Origin of the sequence: Pseudomonas sp. Irchel s3b2, assembly GCF_900187445.1 — a bacterium.
Lineage (GTDB): Bacteria > Pseudomonadota > Gammaproteobacteria > Pseudomonadales > Pseudomonadaceae > Aquipseudomonas.
This window is the reverse complement of record NZ_FYEB01000002.1, coordinates 299,123-315,811: the sequence shown is the minus strand read 5'-3', so window position 1 is coordinate 315,811 and position 16,689 is coordinate 299,123. Positions and strand designations below refer to the sequence as shown.

At 60.3% G+C, this 16,689-nt stretch carries 14 protein-coding genes; 6 read left to right on the top strand and 8 right to left on the bottom strand.

Annotation, left to right across the window (positions count from 1 at the left end; all coding sequences use genetic code 11):
• Positions 1-189 precede the first annotated feature (189 nt).
• Positions 190-1,251, bottom strand: a complete 1,062-nt coding sequence (locus CKW20_RS08285; RefSeq protein ID WP_095052496.1) for a phosphorylcholine phosphatase — start codon at positions 1,249-1,251, stop codon at positions 190-192.
• A 240-nt stretch (positions 1,252-1,491) separates the two neighbouring features.
• On the opposite strand from CKW20_RS08285, the gene CKW20_RS08280 reads away from it, so the two are divergent.
• Positions 1,492-2,883 carry an L-cystine transporter gene (locus tag CKW20_RS08280; RefSeq protein ID WP_095052495.1) on the top strand — a complete coding sequence of 464 codons (1,392 nt, stop codon included), beginning with the start codon at positions 1,492-1,494 and terminating at the stop codon, positions 2,881-2,883.
• Between the two features lie 116 nt (positions 2,884-2,999).
• Here CKW20_RS08280 and CKW20_RS08275 read toward each other — a convergent pair whose 3' ends face one another.
• Complete coding sequence (locus CKW20_RS08275; RefSeq protein ID WP_095052494.1) at positions 3,000-3,512, bottom strand: dihydrofolate reductase; 513 nt, start codon at positions 3,510-3,512, stop codon at positions 3,000-3,002.
• An 85-nt stretch (positions 3,513-3,597) separates the two neighbouring features.
• Here CKW20_RS08275 and CKW20_RS08270 point away from each other — a divergent pair, with 85 nt between their 5' ends.
• Together CKW20_RS08270 and CKW20_RS08265 are read left to right on the top strand one after the other, a co-directional pair.
• A complete protein-coding gene (locus tag CKW20_RS08270; protein WP_095052493.1) occupies positions 3,598-4,977 on the top strand; it encodes a DUF2868 domain-containing protein in 1,380 nt (459 codons plus the stop codon).
• Positions 4,970-6,355, top strand: a complete 1,386-nt coding sequence (locus CKW20_RS08265) for a GTPase/DUF3482 domain-containing protein (RefSeq protein WP_095052492.1) — start codon at positions 4,970-4,972, stop codon at positions 6,353-6,355. Before CKW20_RS08270 ends, CKW20_RS08265 begins: the two co-directional genes overlap by 8 nt.
• 147 nt (positions 6,356-6,502) lie before the next feature.
• Here CKW20_RS08265 and CKW20_RS08260 read toward each other — a convergent pair whose 3' ends face one another.
• Positions 6,503-8,770: a heavy metal translocating P-type ATPase gene (locus CKW20_RS08260; RefSeq protein ID WP_095052491.1), complete on the bottom strand. Its 2,268-nt coding sequence runs from the start codon at positions 8,768-8,770 to the stop codon at positions 6,503-6,505.
• A gap of 84 nt (positions 8,771-8,854) precedes the next feature.
• Here CKW20_RS08260 and cadR point away from each other — a divergent pair, with 84 nt between their 5' ends.
• Positions 8,855-9,304 carry a Cd(II)/Pb(II)-responsive transcriptional regulator gene (gene cadR, locus CKW20_RS08255; RefSeq protein WP_007897786.1) on the top strand — a complete coding sequence of 150 codons (450 nt, stop codon included), beginning with the start codon at positions 8,855-8,857 and terminating at the stop codon, positions 9,302-9,304.
• A 55-nt stretch (positions 9,305-9,359) separates the two neighbouring features.
• Here the strand turns inward: cadR and CKW20_RS08250 are convergent, their stop codons facing one another.
• The 3 genes from CKW20_RS08250 to CKW20_RS08240 form a co-directional block, all read right to left on the bottom strand.
• Entirely contained in the window at positions 9,360-10,331 is a 972-nt protein-coding gene (locus CKW20_RS08250) for a thymidylate synthase (protein ID WP_095052490.1), read from the bottom strand.
• Between the two features lie 64 nt (positions 10,332-10,395).
• Positions 10,396-11,202: a prolipoprotein diacylglyceryl transferase gene (gene lgt, locus CKW20_RS08245; RefSeq protein WP_095052489.1), complete on the bottom strand. Its 807-nt coding sequence runs from the start codon at positions 11,200-11,202 to the stop codon at positions 10,396-10,398.
• An 83-nt stretch (positions 11,203-11,285) separates the two neighbouring features.
• On the bottom strand, positions 11,286-12,068 hold the full coding sequence (locus CKW20_RS08240) for a sulfite exporter TauE/SafE family protein (RefSeq protein WP_095052705.1): 783 nt from the start codon (positions 12,066-12,068) through the stop codon (positions 11,286-11,288).
• A 134-nt stretch (positions 12,069-12,202) separates the two neighbouring features.
• Between CKW20_RS08240 and CKW20_RS08235 the strand changes: the two genes are divergently transcribed.
• On the top strand, positions 12,203-12,949 hold the full coding sequence (locus tag CKW20_RS08235) for an NRDE family protein (protein WP_095052488.1): 747 nt from the start codon (positions 12,203-12,205) through the stop codon (positions 12,947-12,949).
• Between the two features lie 107 nt (positions 12,950-13,056).
• On the opposite strand, the gene ptsP is transcribed toward CKW20_RS08235, so the two are convergent.
• Positions 13,057-15,336 (bottom strand): phosphoenolpyruvate--protein phosphotransferase, encoded by a 2,280-nt coding sequence (gene ptsP / locus CKW20_RS08230; RefSeq protein WP_095052487.1) that lies wholly within the window; start codon positions 15,334-15,336, stop codon positions 13,057-13,059.
• Between the two features lie 22 nt (positions 15,337-15,358).
• Positions 15,359-15,838 (bottom strand): RNA pyrophosphohydrolase, encoded by a 480-nt coding sequence (locus tag CKW20_RS08225; RefSeq protein WP_007897732.1) that lies wholly within the window; start codon positions 15,836-15,838, stop codon positions 15,359-15,361.
• Between the two features lie 143 nt (positions 15,839-15,981).
• Here CKW20_RS08225 and CKW20_RS08220 point away from each other — a divergent pair, with 143 nt between their 5' ends.
• The gene (locus tag CKW20_RS08220; protein ID WP_095052486.1) at positions 15,982-16,638 is read left to right on the top strand and encodes an HAD family phosphatase; all 657 of its coding nucleotides are present in this window, start codon (positions 15,982-15,984) and stop codon (positions 16,636-16,638) included.
• Positions 16,639-16,689 lie beyond the last annotated feature (51 nt).

The following is a 16,689-nucleotide window of genomic DNA, read 5'->3' as shown; positions in this document are numbered from 1 at the left end:
CAGTCGCAGAAACAAAATGCCCCGCCAAGTGCGGGGCATTTTTTTTTGCGAACCATTCGGACTCGCAAAGCATTCTGACACTTAACATCGATGTTGAATGTTATGGCCTCTTCGCGGGCAAGCCTCGCTCCTACAGACTGCATTAATCCTGTAGGAGCGAGGCTTGCCCGCGAATGCCACAACTCGGTCTTACTGAATCTCTTCCGGTTTAACGATCACCCAGTTCTTGTCCGCCGTCACCGCCAACCCTTCTTTCGCCTGGGCTGCTGCGTTTTTGGCCATCATGCCGTTAATCTGAGTCATGTATTTGTCTTTGCGGTTGACCCACAAATGGATGCCGCCCTTGGACACGTCGACGCTGTGGAACAGCATGTAGCCATCGCTAGTCGGGGTATCGCCGCCCACGAGGACCGGTTTTTTCCATTCATCGATGTACGTCAGGATCGCCGACTGTTTACCTGCCATCCAGGTGGCCGGGGTCCACAGGTACGGGGTCAGTTCGAGGCCCAGGTTGGCCTTCTCATCATACTTGCCAGCGGTGACCTGCTTGCGTGCCGTGGTCAACTCGCCGGTCTTGCGGTCCTTGAGCAACAGGCTCACGCCGATCACGTTCTGTGGTTTGACGTTGTAGCCGTACTTCGGATCGGAGGCGACCATGCGCACCAGTTCTTCGGAGGCGGCGGTCATCACATAGACCTCGATGCCGTTCTCCATCAGCTTGTTGTAGAGCTCTTTCTGACCGGTGAAGATTTTCGGCGGATTGACGTCGATGGTCTTGACCACGTCGCCTTCGTAATACGTGCTCGGCACCGGTTTGCCGGACGCCATCAGCTCATCGACGTTGCCCTTGAGCTCCTGAAGTGTGAAGCCGGAAAACACTTGGGCGACCCATGGATAGCAAACCATGTCGTCGATTTCGCAGAGGCGATAGTAGTAGCTGAACAGGCTTTCCTTATGGTCGGCCGTGTCCTTGAACGGAATCAGTTTCAGGGAGGGATCAAGGCTCTCGCGGGTGATCAGGCCCTTGTTTTCCATGAACGGCAACAAGGACTCTTCGAGGTCGTAACGGTAACTGGTGTTGTCCATGTCGAACACCGCGAAGTTACCTTTGTTGGCATTGGCCGCGATCATCGCGTCCAGCGCTTTGGCCTGATCGGCCGGCCAGTGCTTCAAATCCGTGGCGAAGACCTGGCCGGCAAGGCCCAGTCCAAAACTCAGTGCGACAGCCAGAAATTTCGGTGCAAGTTTCATCGGCGTTTCTCCCTGATCCAAAGAGATCGACGCTAACAAATAAGTGTGACAGTCCTCGTCTGTCAGCGACCGCTCGCGTTCCTATTGCGCCAGCTGCATCCCTGACAACGACACTCGCTTATTCCAAAAACGACAGTAACCATACGTTTTCGATATTAATTCATTAGTTTTCAAGCTGTTAGGCTTACCGGTTCGCCGCTGCCCCGGAAGGTAGTTGGCACATGTCCTATGGGAGTTCCAATGAATCTGCCGCTGATCCTCAATCTGCTGGTGTTCCTCGCCTTGCTCTTTGGCCTGGCGCAAACCCGTCACACCACCTGGAGCCTGGCCAAAAAGGTTCTGCTGGCGCTGGTGCTGGGTGTGGCATTTGGTGTCGCTCTGCATACGATTTATGGTGCGGGCAACCCGGTACTGAAAGCCTCGATCAGTTGGTTCGATTTGGTGGGCAACGGTTACGTGCAGTTGCTGCAAATGATCGTGATCCCGCTGGTGTTCGCCTCGATCCTCAGCGCCGTGGCGCGCCTGCACAACGCTTCGTCGCTGGGCAAAATCAGCTTCCTGACCATCGGCACGTTGCTGTTCACCACCGCTATCGCGGCGCTGATTGGTATCGGCCTGACTAACCTGTTCGACCTCACCGCCGAAGGCTTGGTCGCCGGCACCCAGGAAATGGCTCGCCTGCAAACCATTCAGAGTGATTACGCGGGCAAGGTTGCCGACCTGAATGTGCCGCAGCTACTGCTGTCGTTCATCCCGCAGAACCCGTTCGCCGATTTGGCCCGCGCCAAGCCGACATCGATCATCAGCGTGGTTATTTTTGCTGCATTTCTTGGGGTCGCCGCACTGCAACTGCTCAAGGATGATGTCGAGAAAGGTCAGAAAGTGATCAACGCCATCGACACCCTGCAAGCCTGGGTGATGCGCCTGGTGCGTCTGGTGATGAAATTGACCCCGTACGGCGTATTGGCGCTGATGACCAAAGTGGTTGCCGGCTCCAACCTGCAAGACATCATCAAGCTCGGTAGTTTCGTGGTGGTGTCCTACATCGGCCTGGGGTTGATGTTTGTAGTCCATGGCCTGCTGGTGTCTGCGGCCGGGATCAACCCGCTGCGGTTCTTCCGCAAAATCTGGCCGGTGCTGACGTTTGCCTTCACCAGCCGCTCCAGCGCCGCCACCATTCCGCTGAGCATCGAAGCTCAGACCAGCCGTTTGGGTATTCCACAATCCATCGCCAGTTTCGCCGCCTCGTTTGGCGCGACCATTGGCCAGAACGGCTGTGCCGGTCTGTACCCGGCAATGTTGGCGGTGATGGTCGCGCCGACCGTGGGCATCAACCCGCTGGACCCACTATGGATCGCGACGCTGGTGGCGATTGTGACGCTGAGTTCGGCCGGTGTGGCCGGGGTCGGTGGTGGCGCGACGTTCGCCGCGTTGATCGTGCTGCCAGCCATGGGCTTGCCGGTGTCACTGGTGGCATTGCTGATTTCGGTTGAGCCGCTGATCGATATGGGGCGTACGGCGCTGAACGTCAGTGGCTCGATTACGGCGGGAGCGATTACCAGCCAGGTGATGCAGCAGACGGATAAAGAATTGCTGGATGCGGATGAGCATGGGGCGTTGGCTCAGGCTTAACTTTCATCGTCTGAGCGGGTCTCTTCGCGGGCAAGCCTCGCTCCTACGGGATTTGTGTCGATCACCGAATAGGGTTCACCACAATCCTGTAGGAGCGAGGCTTGCCCGCGAAGCTTTCAGGCCTTCTCCCACACCTCAAAGCTATATGCCGGCTTGTCACCCTCGGCCGGATTCGGAACATTCGACACCAGCTTCCACTGGTTCAAATCAAACTCCGGAAACCACGCATCCCCTTCCGGGCTCAGCGCCACACGGGTCAGGTACAGCCGATCAGCCTGTGCCAACCCTTGCGCATACAACTGCGCCCCGCCAATCAGCATCACCTCATCGACGCCTTGCTCGTTCGCCCATTCCTCAGCGCGAACTACCGCAGCCTCCAGCGACGGATAAACCTCCGCGCCTTCCAGCTGTAAATCGGCCTGACGGCTAACCACAATGTTCAACCGCCCCGGCAGCGGACGACCGAGGGAATCCCAGGTCTTGCGACCCATGATGATCGGCTTGCCGAGGGTGGTGGCCTTGAAGTATTTGAAGTCCCCCGGCAAGTGCCAGGGCATGCTGTTGTCGACGCCGATCACACGGTTTTCACCGAGGGCTGCGATCAGGCTGAGGGGGAGTGATTTAGTCATGTCGGCGAGGATACCAGAGCCTCCCTTACCCCGATAAGCGTCACAGCGGTTATGCTCACCGCTCAATTAAGCGACGGGATGCCGCGTGACTGAACTGACTCCACTGCAAAACCTCTGGCTGAGCGAAACCGTGCGCCTGCGCGAAGAACACGCAGGCCCCCTGGACGATCTGGAAGCCAATCGAATCGCCCGTAGCGCCGGCGGCGACCTGTCGACGCGTATTCAACGCCGCGCCCTGTGGCTGGCTGAGCGCGACGGACAGATCCACGCCCTCAAACATTGGCTGCAAGGTGCGCGACTGGCGATGATCGTACTCGCCGTACTGGCGGTGATCAGTGGCGCCGGCCTGGCGTTTGCCGCATTGGGCGATGGCCAGACCCCGGTCAATGTGTTCTGGGCCTTGGGCAGCCTGCTCGGATTGAACCTGATTCTATTGCTGAGCTGGGCCATGGGCCTGATGTTCGCCGGGGAACACGGTGCCGCTCTTGGACGCTTGTGGCTGTGGCTCAGTGAAAAACTCGCCCGCGATGCCAACGCTGCGCAACTGGCGCCAGCCCTGCTGCTGTTGCTGCAACGGCAGAAGCTCAATCGTTGGGCGCTGGGCGTGCTGGTCAACGGGTTGTGGTTGCTGGCGATGCTCAGCGCCTTGGTGATGGTGCTGACGCTGATGGCGACCCGGCGTTACGGCTTCGTCTGGGAAACCACCATTCTCGGCGGCGACACCTTCGTCGTCATGACCCAAGCCCTCGGCGCCCTGCCAGCCTTGCTCGGTTTCAGCGTGCCCGGTGTGGAAATGATCCGGGCCAGCGGCGATGCCGCGCTGCACATCGAAAGCGCCCGCCAGGCCTGGGCGGGGTGGCTGGTTGGGGTGCTGCTGGTGTACGGCGTTTTACCGCGATTGTTGCTCGCATTGTTCTGCCTGTGGCGCTGGAAAACCGGTCAAGCAACCCTGCGTCTGGATCTGAACCTGCCCGGCTACGCCCAGTTGCGCGAACGGCTGATGCCCACCAGCGAACGCCTGGGCATCAACGATGCCGCGCCTGCGCAGCGTCATCGGGTTGAAAACACTGCCAGCTATCTGCCAAGCGATGGCGCGCTGTTGGTCGCCATCGAACTGGACGGGCAACGCCCCTGGCCGCCGCAGTTACCGAAAAACGTCAACAACGCCGGCGTCCTCGACAGCCGTGAATCGCGGCACAAACTGCTCGAACAATTGAGTCGTTTCCCCCCGGCCCGTCTGGCCATTGCCTGCGATCCACGGCGTTCGCCGGACCGTGGCAGCCTGGCGCTGATTGCCGAACTGGCCCGCAGCGCCAGCGCCACCCGCGTCTGGTTGCTGCAAGCGCCGCCCGGCGAAGCGCTGGATGCCGAACGCCTGGGCGACTGGCATGTTGCGCTACGACAACTTGACCTGCCCTTCGCCGATTGCGCGCCGTTGAACTGGCTGGAGACGGGTCATGACTGATGTGTGGAATAAGCCATTAAAGCTCGCCGTGGTCGGTCACACCAATGTCGGAAAAACTTCGTTGCTGCGAACGCTGACGCGAGACGTCGGCTTCGGCGAAGTGTCCCATCGGCCCAGCACCACTCGCCATGTCGAAGGCGCGCGATTATCGGTAGATGGCGAACCGTTGCTCGATCTCTTCGACACTCCGGGCCTGGAAGACGCCATCGCCCTGCTCGACTACCTTGAGCGCCTGGAGCGTCCTGGCGAACGTCTCGACGGCCCGGCACGACTGACGCGTTTTCTTGAGAGCAGCGAAGCCCGGCAGCGTTTTGAACAGGAAGCCAAGGTGTTGCGCCAACTGCTCGCCTCAGACGCCGGCCTCTATGTGATCGACGCCCGGGAGCCGGTGCTGGCCAAGTACCGCGACGAACTGGAAGTGTTGGCCAGTTGCGGCAAACCGCTGCTGCCGGTGTTGAATTTTGTCAGCAGCGCCCAGCATCGCGAACCTGATTGGCGCGAAGCCCTGGCGCGATTGGGCTTGCATGCATTGGTGCGTTTCGACAGCATCGCGCCACCGGAAGATGGCGAACGCCGACTCTATGAAAGCCTCGCGCTGCTACTGGAAAACTCCCGCGAACAACTGGAGCGCTTGATCGCCGACCAGCAGGCCCAACGCCTGGCCCGTCAGCAAAGTGCAGCGCGGCTGATTGCCGATTTATTGATCGATTGTGCCGCCTGCCGCCGCAGTGTGGTCAGCGAGGCGGCGCAGGAACAGCAAGCAATCAGCGAACTGCGCAAAGCCGTGCGTCAGCGCGAACAACGCTGCGTTGAGGCGCTGCTCAAGCTCTACGCCTTCCGCCCACAAGATGCGGCGGCCAGTGACTTGCCGTTGCTCGATGGCCGCTGGGGCGATGACCTGTTCAACCCGGAAACCCTGAAGCAGCTCGGTGTACGGGTCGGCGGCGGTATCGCGGCTGGCGCGGCGGCCGGGGCCGGGGTTGATTTGCTGGTGGGCGGCCTGACCCTCGGCGCCGCGGCACTGGCCGGAGCGATTGCCGGCGGCGCCCTGCAAACCGCCCGCAGTTACGGCAGCCGCCTGCTGGGCAAGATCAAAGGGCAGCGAGAACTGACTGTCGACGACGGCGTGCTGCGGTTGTTGGCATTGCGCCAGCGACAATTGCTGCAGGCTCTGAATTCCCGTGGGCATGCGGCGATGGACAGCATTCAGGTCGCCACGCCGCAGGACAAAACCTGGCGCGAAGGGAAACTGCCGGATGCGCTGAACAAGGCGCGGGCGCATCCGCAGTGGTCGTCACTCAATCCTCATTCGAGGTTGAATCAGGGGGAGCGGCAGGAGCAGGTTGAGGTGTTGGCTGAAAAGGTGATTGATAGTTAAGTACGCCTTCGCGGGCAAGCCTTAATGCCAGTCAGTTAAGCTGCGGAACCTGTGGGAGCGTGGCTTGCCCGCGAAGAGGTCCTCACATTCACCGCAGCCCTTAAACCGAGGCCATTTCCTGCGCCTCAGCCCCCCGTCCCTCATCGTCTATTTGCGCAACAGGCGCAAACCGTTGAACACCACCAACAGGCTCACGCCCATGTCGGCGAACACCGCCATCCACATGGTGGCGATCCCGGCGAAAGTTACCCCAAGAAAGATCGCTTTGATGACCAATGCCAGGGCGATGTTCTGTTTGAGGATATTCGAGGTCTGCCGCGACAGGCGGATGAAGGCTGGGATCTTGCGTAGATCATCATCCATCAGGGCGACATCGGCGGTTTCAATGGCAGTGTCGGTACCGGCGGCCGCCATGGCGAAACCAATCTCGGCCCGCGCCAGTGCCGGGGCGTCGTTGATGCCGTCGCCGACCATTCCGACCCGATGGCCCTGGGCATAAAGCGTTTCAATGGCCTGCTGCTTCTCGGTCGGCAACAGATCGCCCTGCGCCTGATCGATGCCAACGTGGGCGGCGATGACTTGAGCGGTGTGGACGTTGTCGCCGGTCAGCATCAGGGTTTTGATGCCCAACTCATGCAGCTGCTGGATCGCTTCGCGACTGGACGCTTTCACTGTGTCTGCTACGGCAAACAATGCCAGTGGACCGGACTTGTCGAGCAACAGCACCACTGATTTGCCCTGTTTCTCCAGAGCAAACAGTTTCTCTTCCAGCGCTGGCGAACACAGGCCCAAATCTTCCACCAGGCGATGGTTGCCCAAGTGATAGAGCTCACCGTTGATCTCGCCGCGCACACCACGACCGGCCAGGGCTTCGAAGTTATCCACAATCAGCGGCGCGCGTTGGCTGTCGACAACTGCATCCACAGCCGCATTGGCGATGGCCAGCGACACCGGGTGATCCGAGCGACCGGCCAGTGCTGCCGCAATCGCCGGGGCTGTTTCATCAGCGGTTGGGTCGAGGGACAAATAGTCGGTCTGCACCGGTTTGCCGTGAGTGAGGGTGCCGGTCTTGTCGAGGGCCAGGTAATCGAGTTTGTGGCCGTGCTCCAGATAGACGCCGCCCTTGACCAGAATCCCTTTGCGCGCCGCCGCCGCGAGGCCGCTGACGATGGTCACCGGGGTGGAAATCACCAACGCACACGGGCAGGCGACCACCAGCAACACCAGCGCCCGGTAGATCCAGTCGAACCACAACGCGTCCATGAACAGCGGCGGGATCACCGCCACGGCCAGGGCCAGGATGAACACCGCCGGGGTGTAGATTTTCGAGAAACTGTCGACGAAACGCTGGGTCGGTGCGCGCGCGCCCTGGGCCTGTTCCACGGCATGGATAATCCGCGCCAAGGTCGAATTGTTCGCCGCAGCGGTTACCGTGTATTCCAGAGAACCGGACTGGTTAATGGTGCCGGCGAACACCTTGTCTCCGACAGTCTTCTCCACCGGCAGGCTTTCGCCGGTAATCGGCGCCTGATCGATGGTCGAGCTGCCGGACAGCACTTCGCCATCCAGACCGATCCGCTCACCGGGACGCACCCGCACCCGTACACCCAGTTCGATGCTTTTAACCGGTTGTGCGACCCAGCTGCCGTCGGCCTGCTGCACCGTGGCCTGCTCGGGGGCCATCTGCATCAGCCCGCCGATGGCGTTGCGTGCCCGGTCCAGAGACCTGGCCTCGATCAACTCGGCCACGGTGAACAGGAACATCACCATCGCCGCTTCCGGCCATTGACCGATCAGGATCGCACCGGTCACCGCGATGCTCATCAGCGCATTGATGTTCAGGTTGAGGTTTTTCAGGGCAATCCAGCCCTTCTTGTAGGTGCTGAGGCCACCGCTGAGGATCGAAATCAGCGCGATAACCGCCACCACCCAGTTCGGCGCCGCATTGGTGAAGTGGATAAGCTCGGCGGCCAGCGCCCCAATGCCGGACAGCGCCAGCGGCCACCAAGGCTTTTTCGCAGGTTCAGGGCTCGACACTGGCGCTTCAGCGCCCGGCTCCATCGGCTCGGCGTGCATGCCGAGGGATTTGATGGCCTCGATGATCGGCGTGGTGTTCGGCAGGTCATGGGTCACGCCCAACACCCGGTTGATCAGGTTGAACTCCAGTTGCTGCACACCCGAAAGCTTCCCCAGTTTGTTCTGGATCAGCGTCTGCTCGGTCGGGCAGTCCATCGCCTCGATGCGGAAACTGCTTAGCCGCGCGCCAGCGGTTGTTGTCTCGCTCAGCAGAATCCGCGAAGGTGCCGCCGCTTTCGAGGAACAGCAGGAATCCCCGTGGCTGCCATGATCATGCTTCTGTACAGGCTGTAGCTTGTGGCTGTGCCCAGCCTTGTGGGTGTGCAGAGAATCGCTCATTGGTCGCGTCCATGAAGGTGCCTGTTGCCAAGTAAAGACCCTGTAGCCACTATAGGGTCAAGCCCCCTTCTGGAGATTGTCCCGATGAAAATCGGAGAACTGGCGAAACTCACCGACTGCGCCGTGGAAACCATTCGCTACTACGAGCGCGAAAACCTCCTGCCGGAGCCGGCCCGCAGCGATGGCAATTACCGCGTCTACACCCAGGCCCACGCCGAGCGCCTGACGTTCATCCGCAATTGCCGCACGCTGGACATGACCCTCGAGGAAATCCGCAGCCTGCTGGCCCTGCGCGACAGCCCGCAGGATCAATGCGAAAACGTCAACGCGTTGATCGACGAACACATCCACCATGTGAAGGCTCGGATCGATGGTTTGCTGGCGTTGCAGACACAACTGCTCGACCTGCGCCAACGCTGCAGCGAAGGGCCGGATATCGATCAGTGCGGGATTTTGCAGCGGCTGGAAGTGAGTGGCGGGGTTGTGGCGACGGAGGTTGAGCATTCCCATGTCGGGAGAAGTCACGGCCATTAGCGGCCCGTGATCGTTCCCACGCTCTGCGTGGGAACGATCAGGAGCGGTGCCTGAATCAGACCGCCATCGGCGCGGTCATCGGTGCGTGATGCTCATAACCTTCCAGCGAGAAATCACTCGGCTCGATCTGCTCCAGCCATTCCGGTTGATAAACACCGGTCTTGGCAAACTCCGGCACGCGGTCGGAAATCACCAGTTTCGGCATCGGGAACGGCTCGCGCTTGAGCTGTTCGTTGAGCATATCCAGGTGGTTTTCGTAGACGTGGGCGTCGCCGATGAAATAGGTGAACCAGCGTGGCGTGTAACCGGTCAGGCGACCGATCAGGCTCAGCAGCGCGGCGCCTTCGGTGAGGTTGAACGGCGTGCCCAGGCCCAGGTCATTGGAGCGAATGTAGAGGGTCAAAGAAATCTCTTTGGTCTCGACGTTCGGATGGAACTGATACAGCAAGTGGCACGGCGGCAGAGCCATTTCGTCGAGCTGCGCAACGTTCCAGCCGTGGAACAGAATGCGACGGCTGCCCGGGTCCTTGATGATGGTGTCCACGCACTGGCGGATCTGGTCGATCGCCTTGTACAGCACCACGTAGGCCTGACCGGCCTCGGAGCCTTCGGCAATCTGACGATAACCCTGGCTCAACGTCTGCTCGATGGCCGCCTGATTGCTGATCGGGATCTGCTTGTACGCCGGCCATTTGCGCCATTGCACGCCATAGATCTCGCCGAGGTCGTCTTCGCCCTGACGGAACGGGTTGGCCAGCCACTGAGCGTTTTCGTTGGCGTTCTGGTCCCAGACCTTGCAGCCCAGCGCACGGAATTCGGCGGCGTTGTTCACCCCGCGCAGAAAACCGCACATCTCGCCGATGGCGGATTTGAAGGCCATTTTGCGAGTGGTGATCGCCGGGAAGCCTTCCTGCAGATCGAAGCGCAGCATCGCGCCCGGAAAGCTGATGGTGTTCACGCCGGTGCGGTTGGCCTGTTTGGTGCCGTTCTTGATGACGTGGGCGACCAGTTCGAGATATTGCTTCATGAATTACCTGTGTCCTTGAACCCGGGACTGTCGCCCCGGGGTTCGAATTTTTAGCGCCTGCTTCTTATACAGCCGCAGCCGGGGCCGCCGGGGCGCGTCGATATGCCAACCAGATCAGGAACAGCCCGCCGACGATCATCGGTACGCACAGCACCTGGCCCATGGTCAGCCAGTTCCAGGCCAGATAGCCCAGTTGCGCGTCCGGTACACGAACGAATTCGACGATGAAACGGAAGATGCCATAGAACAGCGCGAACATCCCGGACACCGCCATGGTCGGCCGCGGCTTGCGCGAGAACAGCCAGAGGATCGCGAACAGCGCCACGCCTTCCAGCGCAAACTGATACAGCTGCGACGGGTGACGCGCCAGTTGCGCCGGATCGGTCGGGAAGACCATCGCCCACGGCACGTCGGTCGCCTTGCCCCACAACTCGGCGTTGATGAAGTTACCGATGCGCCCGGCACCCAGGCCGATCGGCACCATCGGCGCAACGAAGTCCATCAGCTCGAAGAACGACTTGCCGTTCTTTTTACCGAACCACAGCGCCGCCAGCATCACACCGATAAACCCACCGTGGAACGACATGCCGCCCTTCCACACTTCGAAAATCAGCAGTGGGTTGGCGATGTAGGCACTGAGGTCGTAAAACAGCACATAACCCAAACGACCGCCCACAATGACACCCATCGACATCCAGAACACCATGTCGGAGAGTTTCTCTTTGCTCCAAGTCGGATCGAAGCGGTTCAGCCGACGAGACGCCAGCCACCATGCGCCGCCGATGCCGATCAGGTACATCAGGCCGTACCAGTGGATTTTCAGCGGACCGATGGCCAGGGCCACCGGGTCGATCTGCGGGTAAGGCAGCATTGCGACTCCTCGTTAGAGTTGAAACCTTCAAAATTCCCGGGCGACCCTGTCACGCCAGGATTAAGCCAGGATTGCGCTCTGCGTCAGAGCAAGAAGCTCAAGCCGACGCAAAACAGCAAAGCGGCAAACAGTCTTTTCAGCAAGCGCGGCGACAGCGTGTGGGCCAGTCGCGCACCGAGGCGGGCGAAAACCATGCTGGTCAGGGCGATCCCCAGCAGCGCCGGCAAATAAACAAAACCGAGACTATGGGCCGGCAGCAGTGGATCGTGCCACCCCAAAATCATGAAACTTAATGCACTGGCCAAGGCGATTGGCAGACCACAGGCCGACGAAGTGGCCACCGCCTGCTGCATCGGTACGCTGCGCCAAGTCAGGAACGGCACGGTCAACGAGCCGCCGCCGATCCCGAAAATCGCCGAGGCCCAGCCAATGACGCTGCCAGCCACGGTCAGACCGACTTTGCCCGGCACCGTTCGGCTGGCCTTGGGTTTGAAGTCCAAAGCGAGTTGAACGGCGATGATCAGCGCAAATACCCCAATGATCTTCTGCAAATTCGGCCCGGAAATCGCTTCGGCAGTCAGCGCGCCGAAACCGGCACCGATCAGAATGCCGAGGGTCATCCAGGCAAAAATCGGCCAACGCACGGCGCCGCGGCGATGGTGCTCGCGAATCGCATTGATCGACGTAAAGATGATCGTCGCCAGCGAGGTGCCGACTGCCAGATGTGTCAGGATCGACGCATCAAATCCCTGCAAGGTGAAACTGAACACCAGCACCGGGACAATAATGATCCCACCGCCTACCCCGAACAGCCCGGCCAGCACGCCCGCACAGGCGCCCAGCGCCAGATAGAGCAGAAATTCCATGGCCACATCCCCAAGCATCCCGAATCAGGAGCGGCATGGTAACGGAAGCATGGCCCCGGGCTCTACTGTGGATGGCGATGGATCGATGAGCGATGTCTGCGTAGAGTGAGCAAAAAACACACAAGGACCACCTTATGTGCCTGATTGTTTTTGCTTGGCGGCCGGGTCATGCCCAGCCGCTGATCGTGGCGGCCAACCGCGACGAATTCTATGCCCGGCCCAGCCTGCCCCTGACGCAATGGCCGCAAGCCCCGCACGTGCACGCAGGTCGCGACCTTGAGGCTGGCGGTACGTGGCTCGGTGTCGGCGCCCACGGGCGCTTCGCCGCGCTGACCAATATCCGTGATCCCCTTCAACCACCGGCGCGCAAATCGCGAGGCGAACTGGTGGCGCAGTTTCTCAGCGGGGACATGTCGATTGACGACTATTTGAAGGACGTTGTCGGACGTTCACCTGAATATGCCGGGTTTAATCTGTTGCTCGGCAATACCCACGAGTTATGGCACTTCAATGCCCGGGATACGGAGGCGGTCATGCTCAAACCGGGCATTTATGGGTTATCGAACGCGGGACTGGATACACCGTGGCCAAAAGTGCTCAAGGCCAAGGCAGCATTGAGCGAGGTGTTGGGCGATCCGCAGCCGCAGGCGCTATTGGCCTTGCTCAGCGATCCGCAAACCGCGCCACTTGCCGAACTGCCGGAAACCGGCGTGGGGCAGGCCACCGAGACGTTGTTGTCGAGCGTGTTTATCAAGAGCCCGACTTACGGGACACGGGCGAGCACGGCGTTGATTGTTCAGGCAGATGGGGTGCGGCATATGGTCGAAAGGAGTTTCGGGCCGTATGGGGGGCATTTGGGGGAGGTAGAGATCAGGATTTGAAGATGTGGTGTGTTTGCGGACGCCTTCGCGGGCAAGCCTCGCTCCTACAGGTTGATCGCATTCCCCTGTAGGAGCGAGGCTTGCCCGCGATATAGGTAGTCAGCGTTTTAGAGGGTTTTGACCGAAGCCGGATTAATCATCCGCGCCAACCCAAGGTTCTTCAGCGCCAGTTGCAACGAGCTGTGGATAACTTGCGGGTTGTCGATGGTCATCAGCTCCGCCAGCAACTCCTTGGCCTTGCTCAGGTTGATCTGACGCAGCATCCACTTCACTTTCGGCAAGTTGGTGGCGTTCATCGACAGGCTGTCGAAACCCATCGCCATCAACAACACAGCCGCCGCCGGGTCACCCGCCATTTCGCCGCAGATACTCACGGGCTTGCCTTCGGCATGGGCGTCGCGCACAACGCTCTGCAAGGCTTGTAACACTGCCGGGTGCAGGTAGTCGTAGAGATCGGCCACCCGCGGGTTGTTGCGGTCCACCGCCAGCAGGTACTGGGTCAGGTCGTTGGAGCCGACCGACAGAAAGTCTACTTGTCGCGCCAATTCCTTGGTCTGATATACCGCCGCCGGAATCTCGATCATTACGCCAACCGGCGGCATCGGCACGTCGGTGCCTTCGTCGCGGACTTCGCCCCAGGCCCGATGGATCAGGTGCAAGGCTTCTTCCAGTTCATGTGTGCCGGAAATCATCGGCAGCAGAATGCGCAAGTTATTCAGGCCTTCGCTGGCCTTGAGCATGGCGCGGGTCTGCACCAGGAAGATTTCCGGGTGGTCAAGGGTCACGCGAATGCCGCGCCAGCCGAGGAACGGGTTGTCTTCCTTGATCGGGAAGTACGACAGCGCCTTGTCGCCACCAATGTCCAGGGTACGCATGGTCACCGGTTGCGGGTGGAACGCGGCGAGTTGTTCGCGATAGATCGCCAACTGCTCCTTTTCGCTGGGGAAGCGCTGGTTGATCATGAACGGCACTTCGGTGCGGTACAGACCCACGCCCTCGGCGCCGCGCTTCTGCGCCCGCGCCACGTCCGCCAGCAGGCCGGTGTTGACCCACAGCGGCATGCGGTGACCGTCGACCGTTATGCACGGCAGGTCCCGCAAAGCATCCAGCCCGAGGGCCAGTTGCTTCTCTTCCTCGACCACCTCGGCGAACTGCTTGCGCAGCACGTCACTCGGGTTGGTATAGACCTCCCCGTGGTAGCCGTCGACGATCATCTGGATGCCGTCGACCTTGGAATACGGCAAGTCGACCAGGCCCATCACCGTCGGGATACCCATGGCACGCGCCAGGATCGCCACGTGGGAGTTGCCGGAACCGAGTACTGACACCAGGCCGACCAGCTTGCCTTCCGGCACCTCGCCGAGCATCGCCGGCGTCAGTTCTTCGCTGACCAGAATGGTGTTGTCGGGGTAGACCAGCGTCTGCTGCCGCTCTTCCTGCAGATAAGCCAGCAAGCGCCGACCGAGGTCTTTGACGTCCGAGGCGCGCTCACGCAGGTAGGCGTCGTCCATCAATTCGAAACGGTTGACGTGGTCGGTGACCACCTGACGCAGTGCGCCCTGGGCCCACTGACCGGTCTTGATCACCGTGGTGATTTCGCTGCCGAGCGAGGCATCGTCGAGCATCATCAGGTAAACGTCGAACAGCGCCCGTTCTTCAGGCCGCAGCTGGGTTGCCAGCTTGGCGGACAAGGCGCGCATGTCGGCGCGCACGCCTTCGATGGCGGTCTTGAACAATCCGAGTTCCGCGTCGATGTCGGCGATGGCCTTGTCCGGCACCACGTCCAGATCGGCCGGAGGCAGCATGACGACCGCGGTTCCGACCGCCGCGCCCGGCGAACCCGGTACACCGACGAACTTTGCTTCCTGGATGCCTTTGCCCTGACGGCCCAGGCCACGGATCGAACCGGTGGCCTCGGCGTGGGCGATAACGCCGGCGAGTTGCGCGCTCATGGTCACGAGGAAGGCTTCTTCACCTTCATCGAACTGACGGCGTTCTTTTTGCTGAATGACCAATACGCCGACGACGCGACGGTGGTGAATGATCGGCGCCCCGAGGAACGAGGCGTAGCGTTCCTCACCAGTCTCGGCGAAGTAACGATAGCGCGGGTGATCCGCGGCGTTTTCGAGGTTCAGGGGTTCTTCACGCGTGCCGACCAGACCGACCAGACCTTCGTTGGGTGCCATGCTGACCTTGCCGATCGAGCGCTTGTTCAAGCCCTCGGTGGCCATCAGCACGAAGCGGTTGGTCTCTGGATCAAGCAGGTAGACCGAGCAGACCTGGCTGCCCATGGCCTCTTTGACGCGCAACACAATAATCCCCAACGCCGCCTTGAGATCCTTGGCGGAGTTAACTTCCTGGACGATCTTGCGCAGCGTATTGAGCATGGCTCGGGGTCGAACTCCGTCGTCAGTCGCGCGCTAAAAGGCGCGGGGCAAGCTCTTTGAGAGCGCGTCGATACACCTCGCGCTTGAATGTCACCACCTGGCCCAACGGATACCAATAACTGACCCAGCGCCAGCCATCGAATTCCGGTTTACCGGTCAAATCCATCCGCACCCGCTGCTCGTTGGAGATCAGGCGCAGGAGAAACCATTTCTGTTTCTGGCCAATGCACAATGGTTGGCTGTGCGTCCTGACCAGACGTTGCGGCAAACGATAACGCAACCAGCCCCGGGTGCAGGCGAGAATTTCAACATCTTCGCGCTCCAGGCCCACTTCTTCGTTCAACTCGCGGTACAAGGCGTCTTCCGGCGTCTCCTGGGGGTTGATCCCTCCCTGTGGAAACTGCCAGGCATCTTGATTGATACGGCGAGCCCATAGCACCTGGCCGGCATCATTCGTCAGAATGATCCCGACATTGGGGCGGAAACCATCGGGGTCGATCACGGCAACAACCTCGCAAACGCATATCGCCGCATTGTTCCACAAAGGTTGTGAAAGCAGCAACGAGCCGACCTACCTTATGTGCACTCTTGTGAAAAGTCCGTATTCTGGAGACCTTTCTACAGACTTTTCAGCGAGTAACTGCAATGCGGCTGGCTTTATTCGACTTGGACAACACGCTTCTGGGCGGTGACAGTGACCACGCTTGGGGCGATTACCTGTGCGAGCGCGGTTTCCTCGACGCCGTCGCCTACAAGGCGCGCAACGACGAGTTCTATCAGGATTACCTGGCCGGCAAGCTGGATAACGACGCGTATCTGAACTTCTGCCTGGAAGTCCTCGGCCGTACAGAGATGGCCACGCTGGATCAATGGCACCTGGACTATATGCGCGACTGCATCGAACCGATCGTGCTGCCCAAGGCCATCGAACTGCTGACCAAACACCGTGAGGCCGGCGACAAACTGGTGATCATCACTGCCACCAATCGCTTTGTGACCGGGCCCATTGCAGCACGTTTAGGCGTTGAAACCCTGATCGCCACCGAATGCGAAATGATCGACGGCCGTTACAGCGGGCGCAGCACCGATGTTCCGTGCTTCCGTGAAGGCAAGGTGACCCGGTTGATTCGTTGGCTGGAAGAGACTGGCCACAATCTGGAAGATAGCTATTTCTACAGCGATTCGATGAATGACTTGCCGTTGCTGGAACAGGTGGCGAATCCGATCGCTGTTGATCCGGACGTGAATCTGCGGTCCGAGGCTGAGAAGCGGGGTTGGCCGGTAATTTCGTTGCGCGATTGAAATCGCCTTCGCGGGCAAGCCTCGCTCCTACATTGGATTTGCGTCGATCAC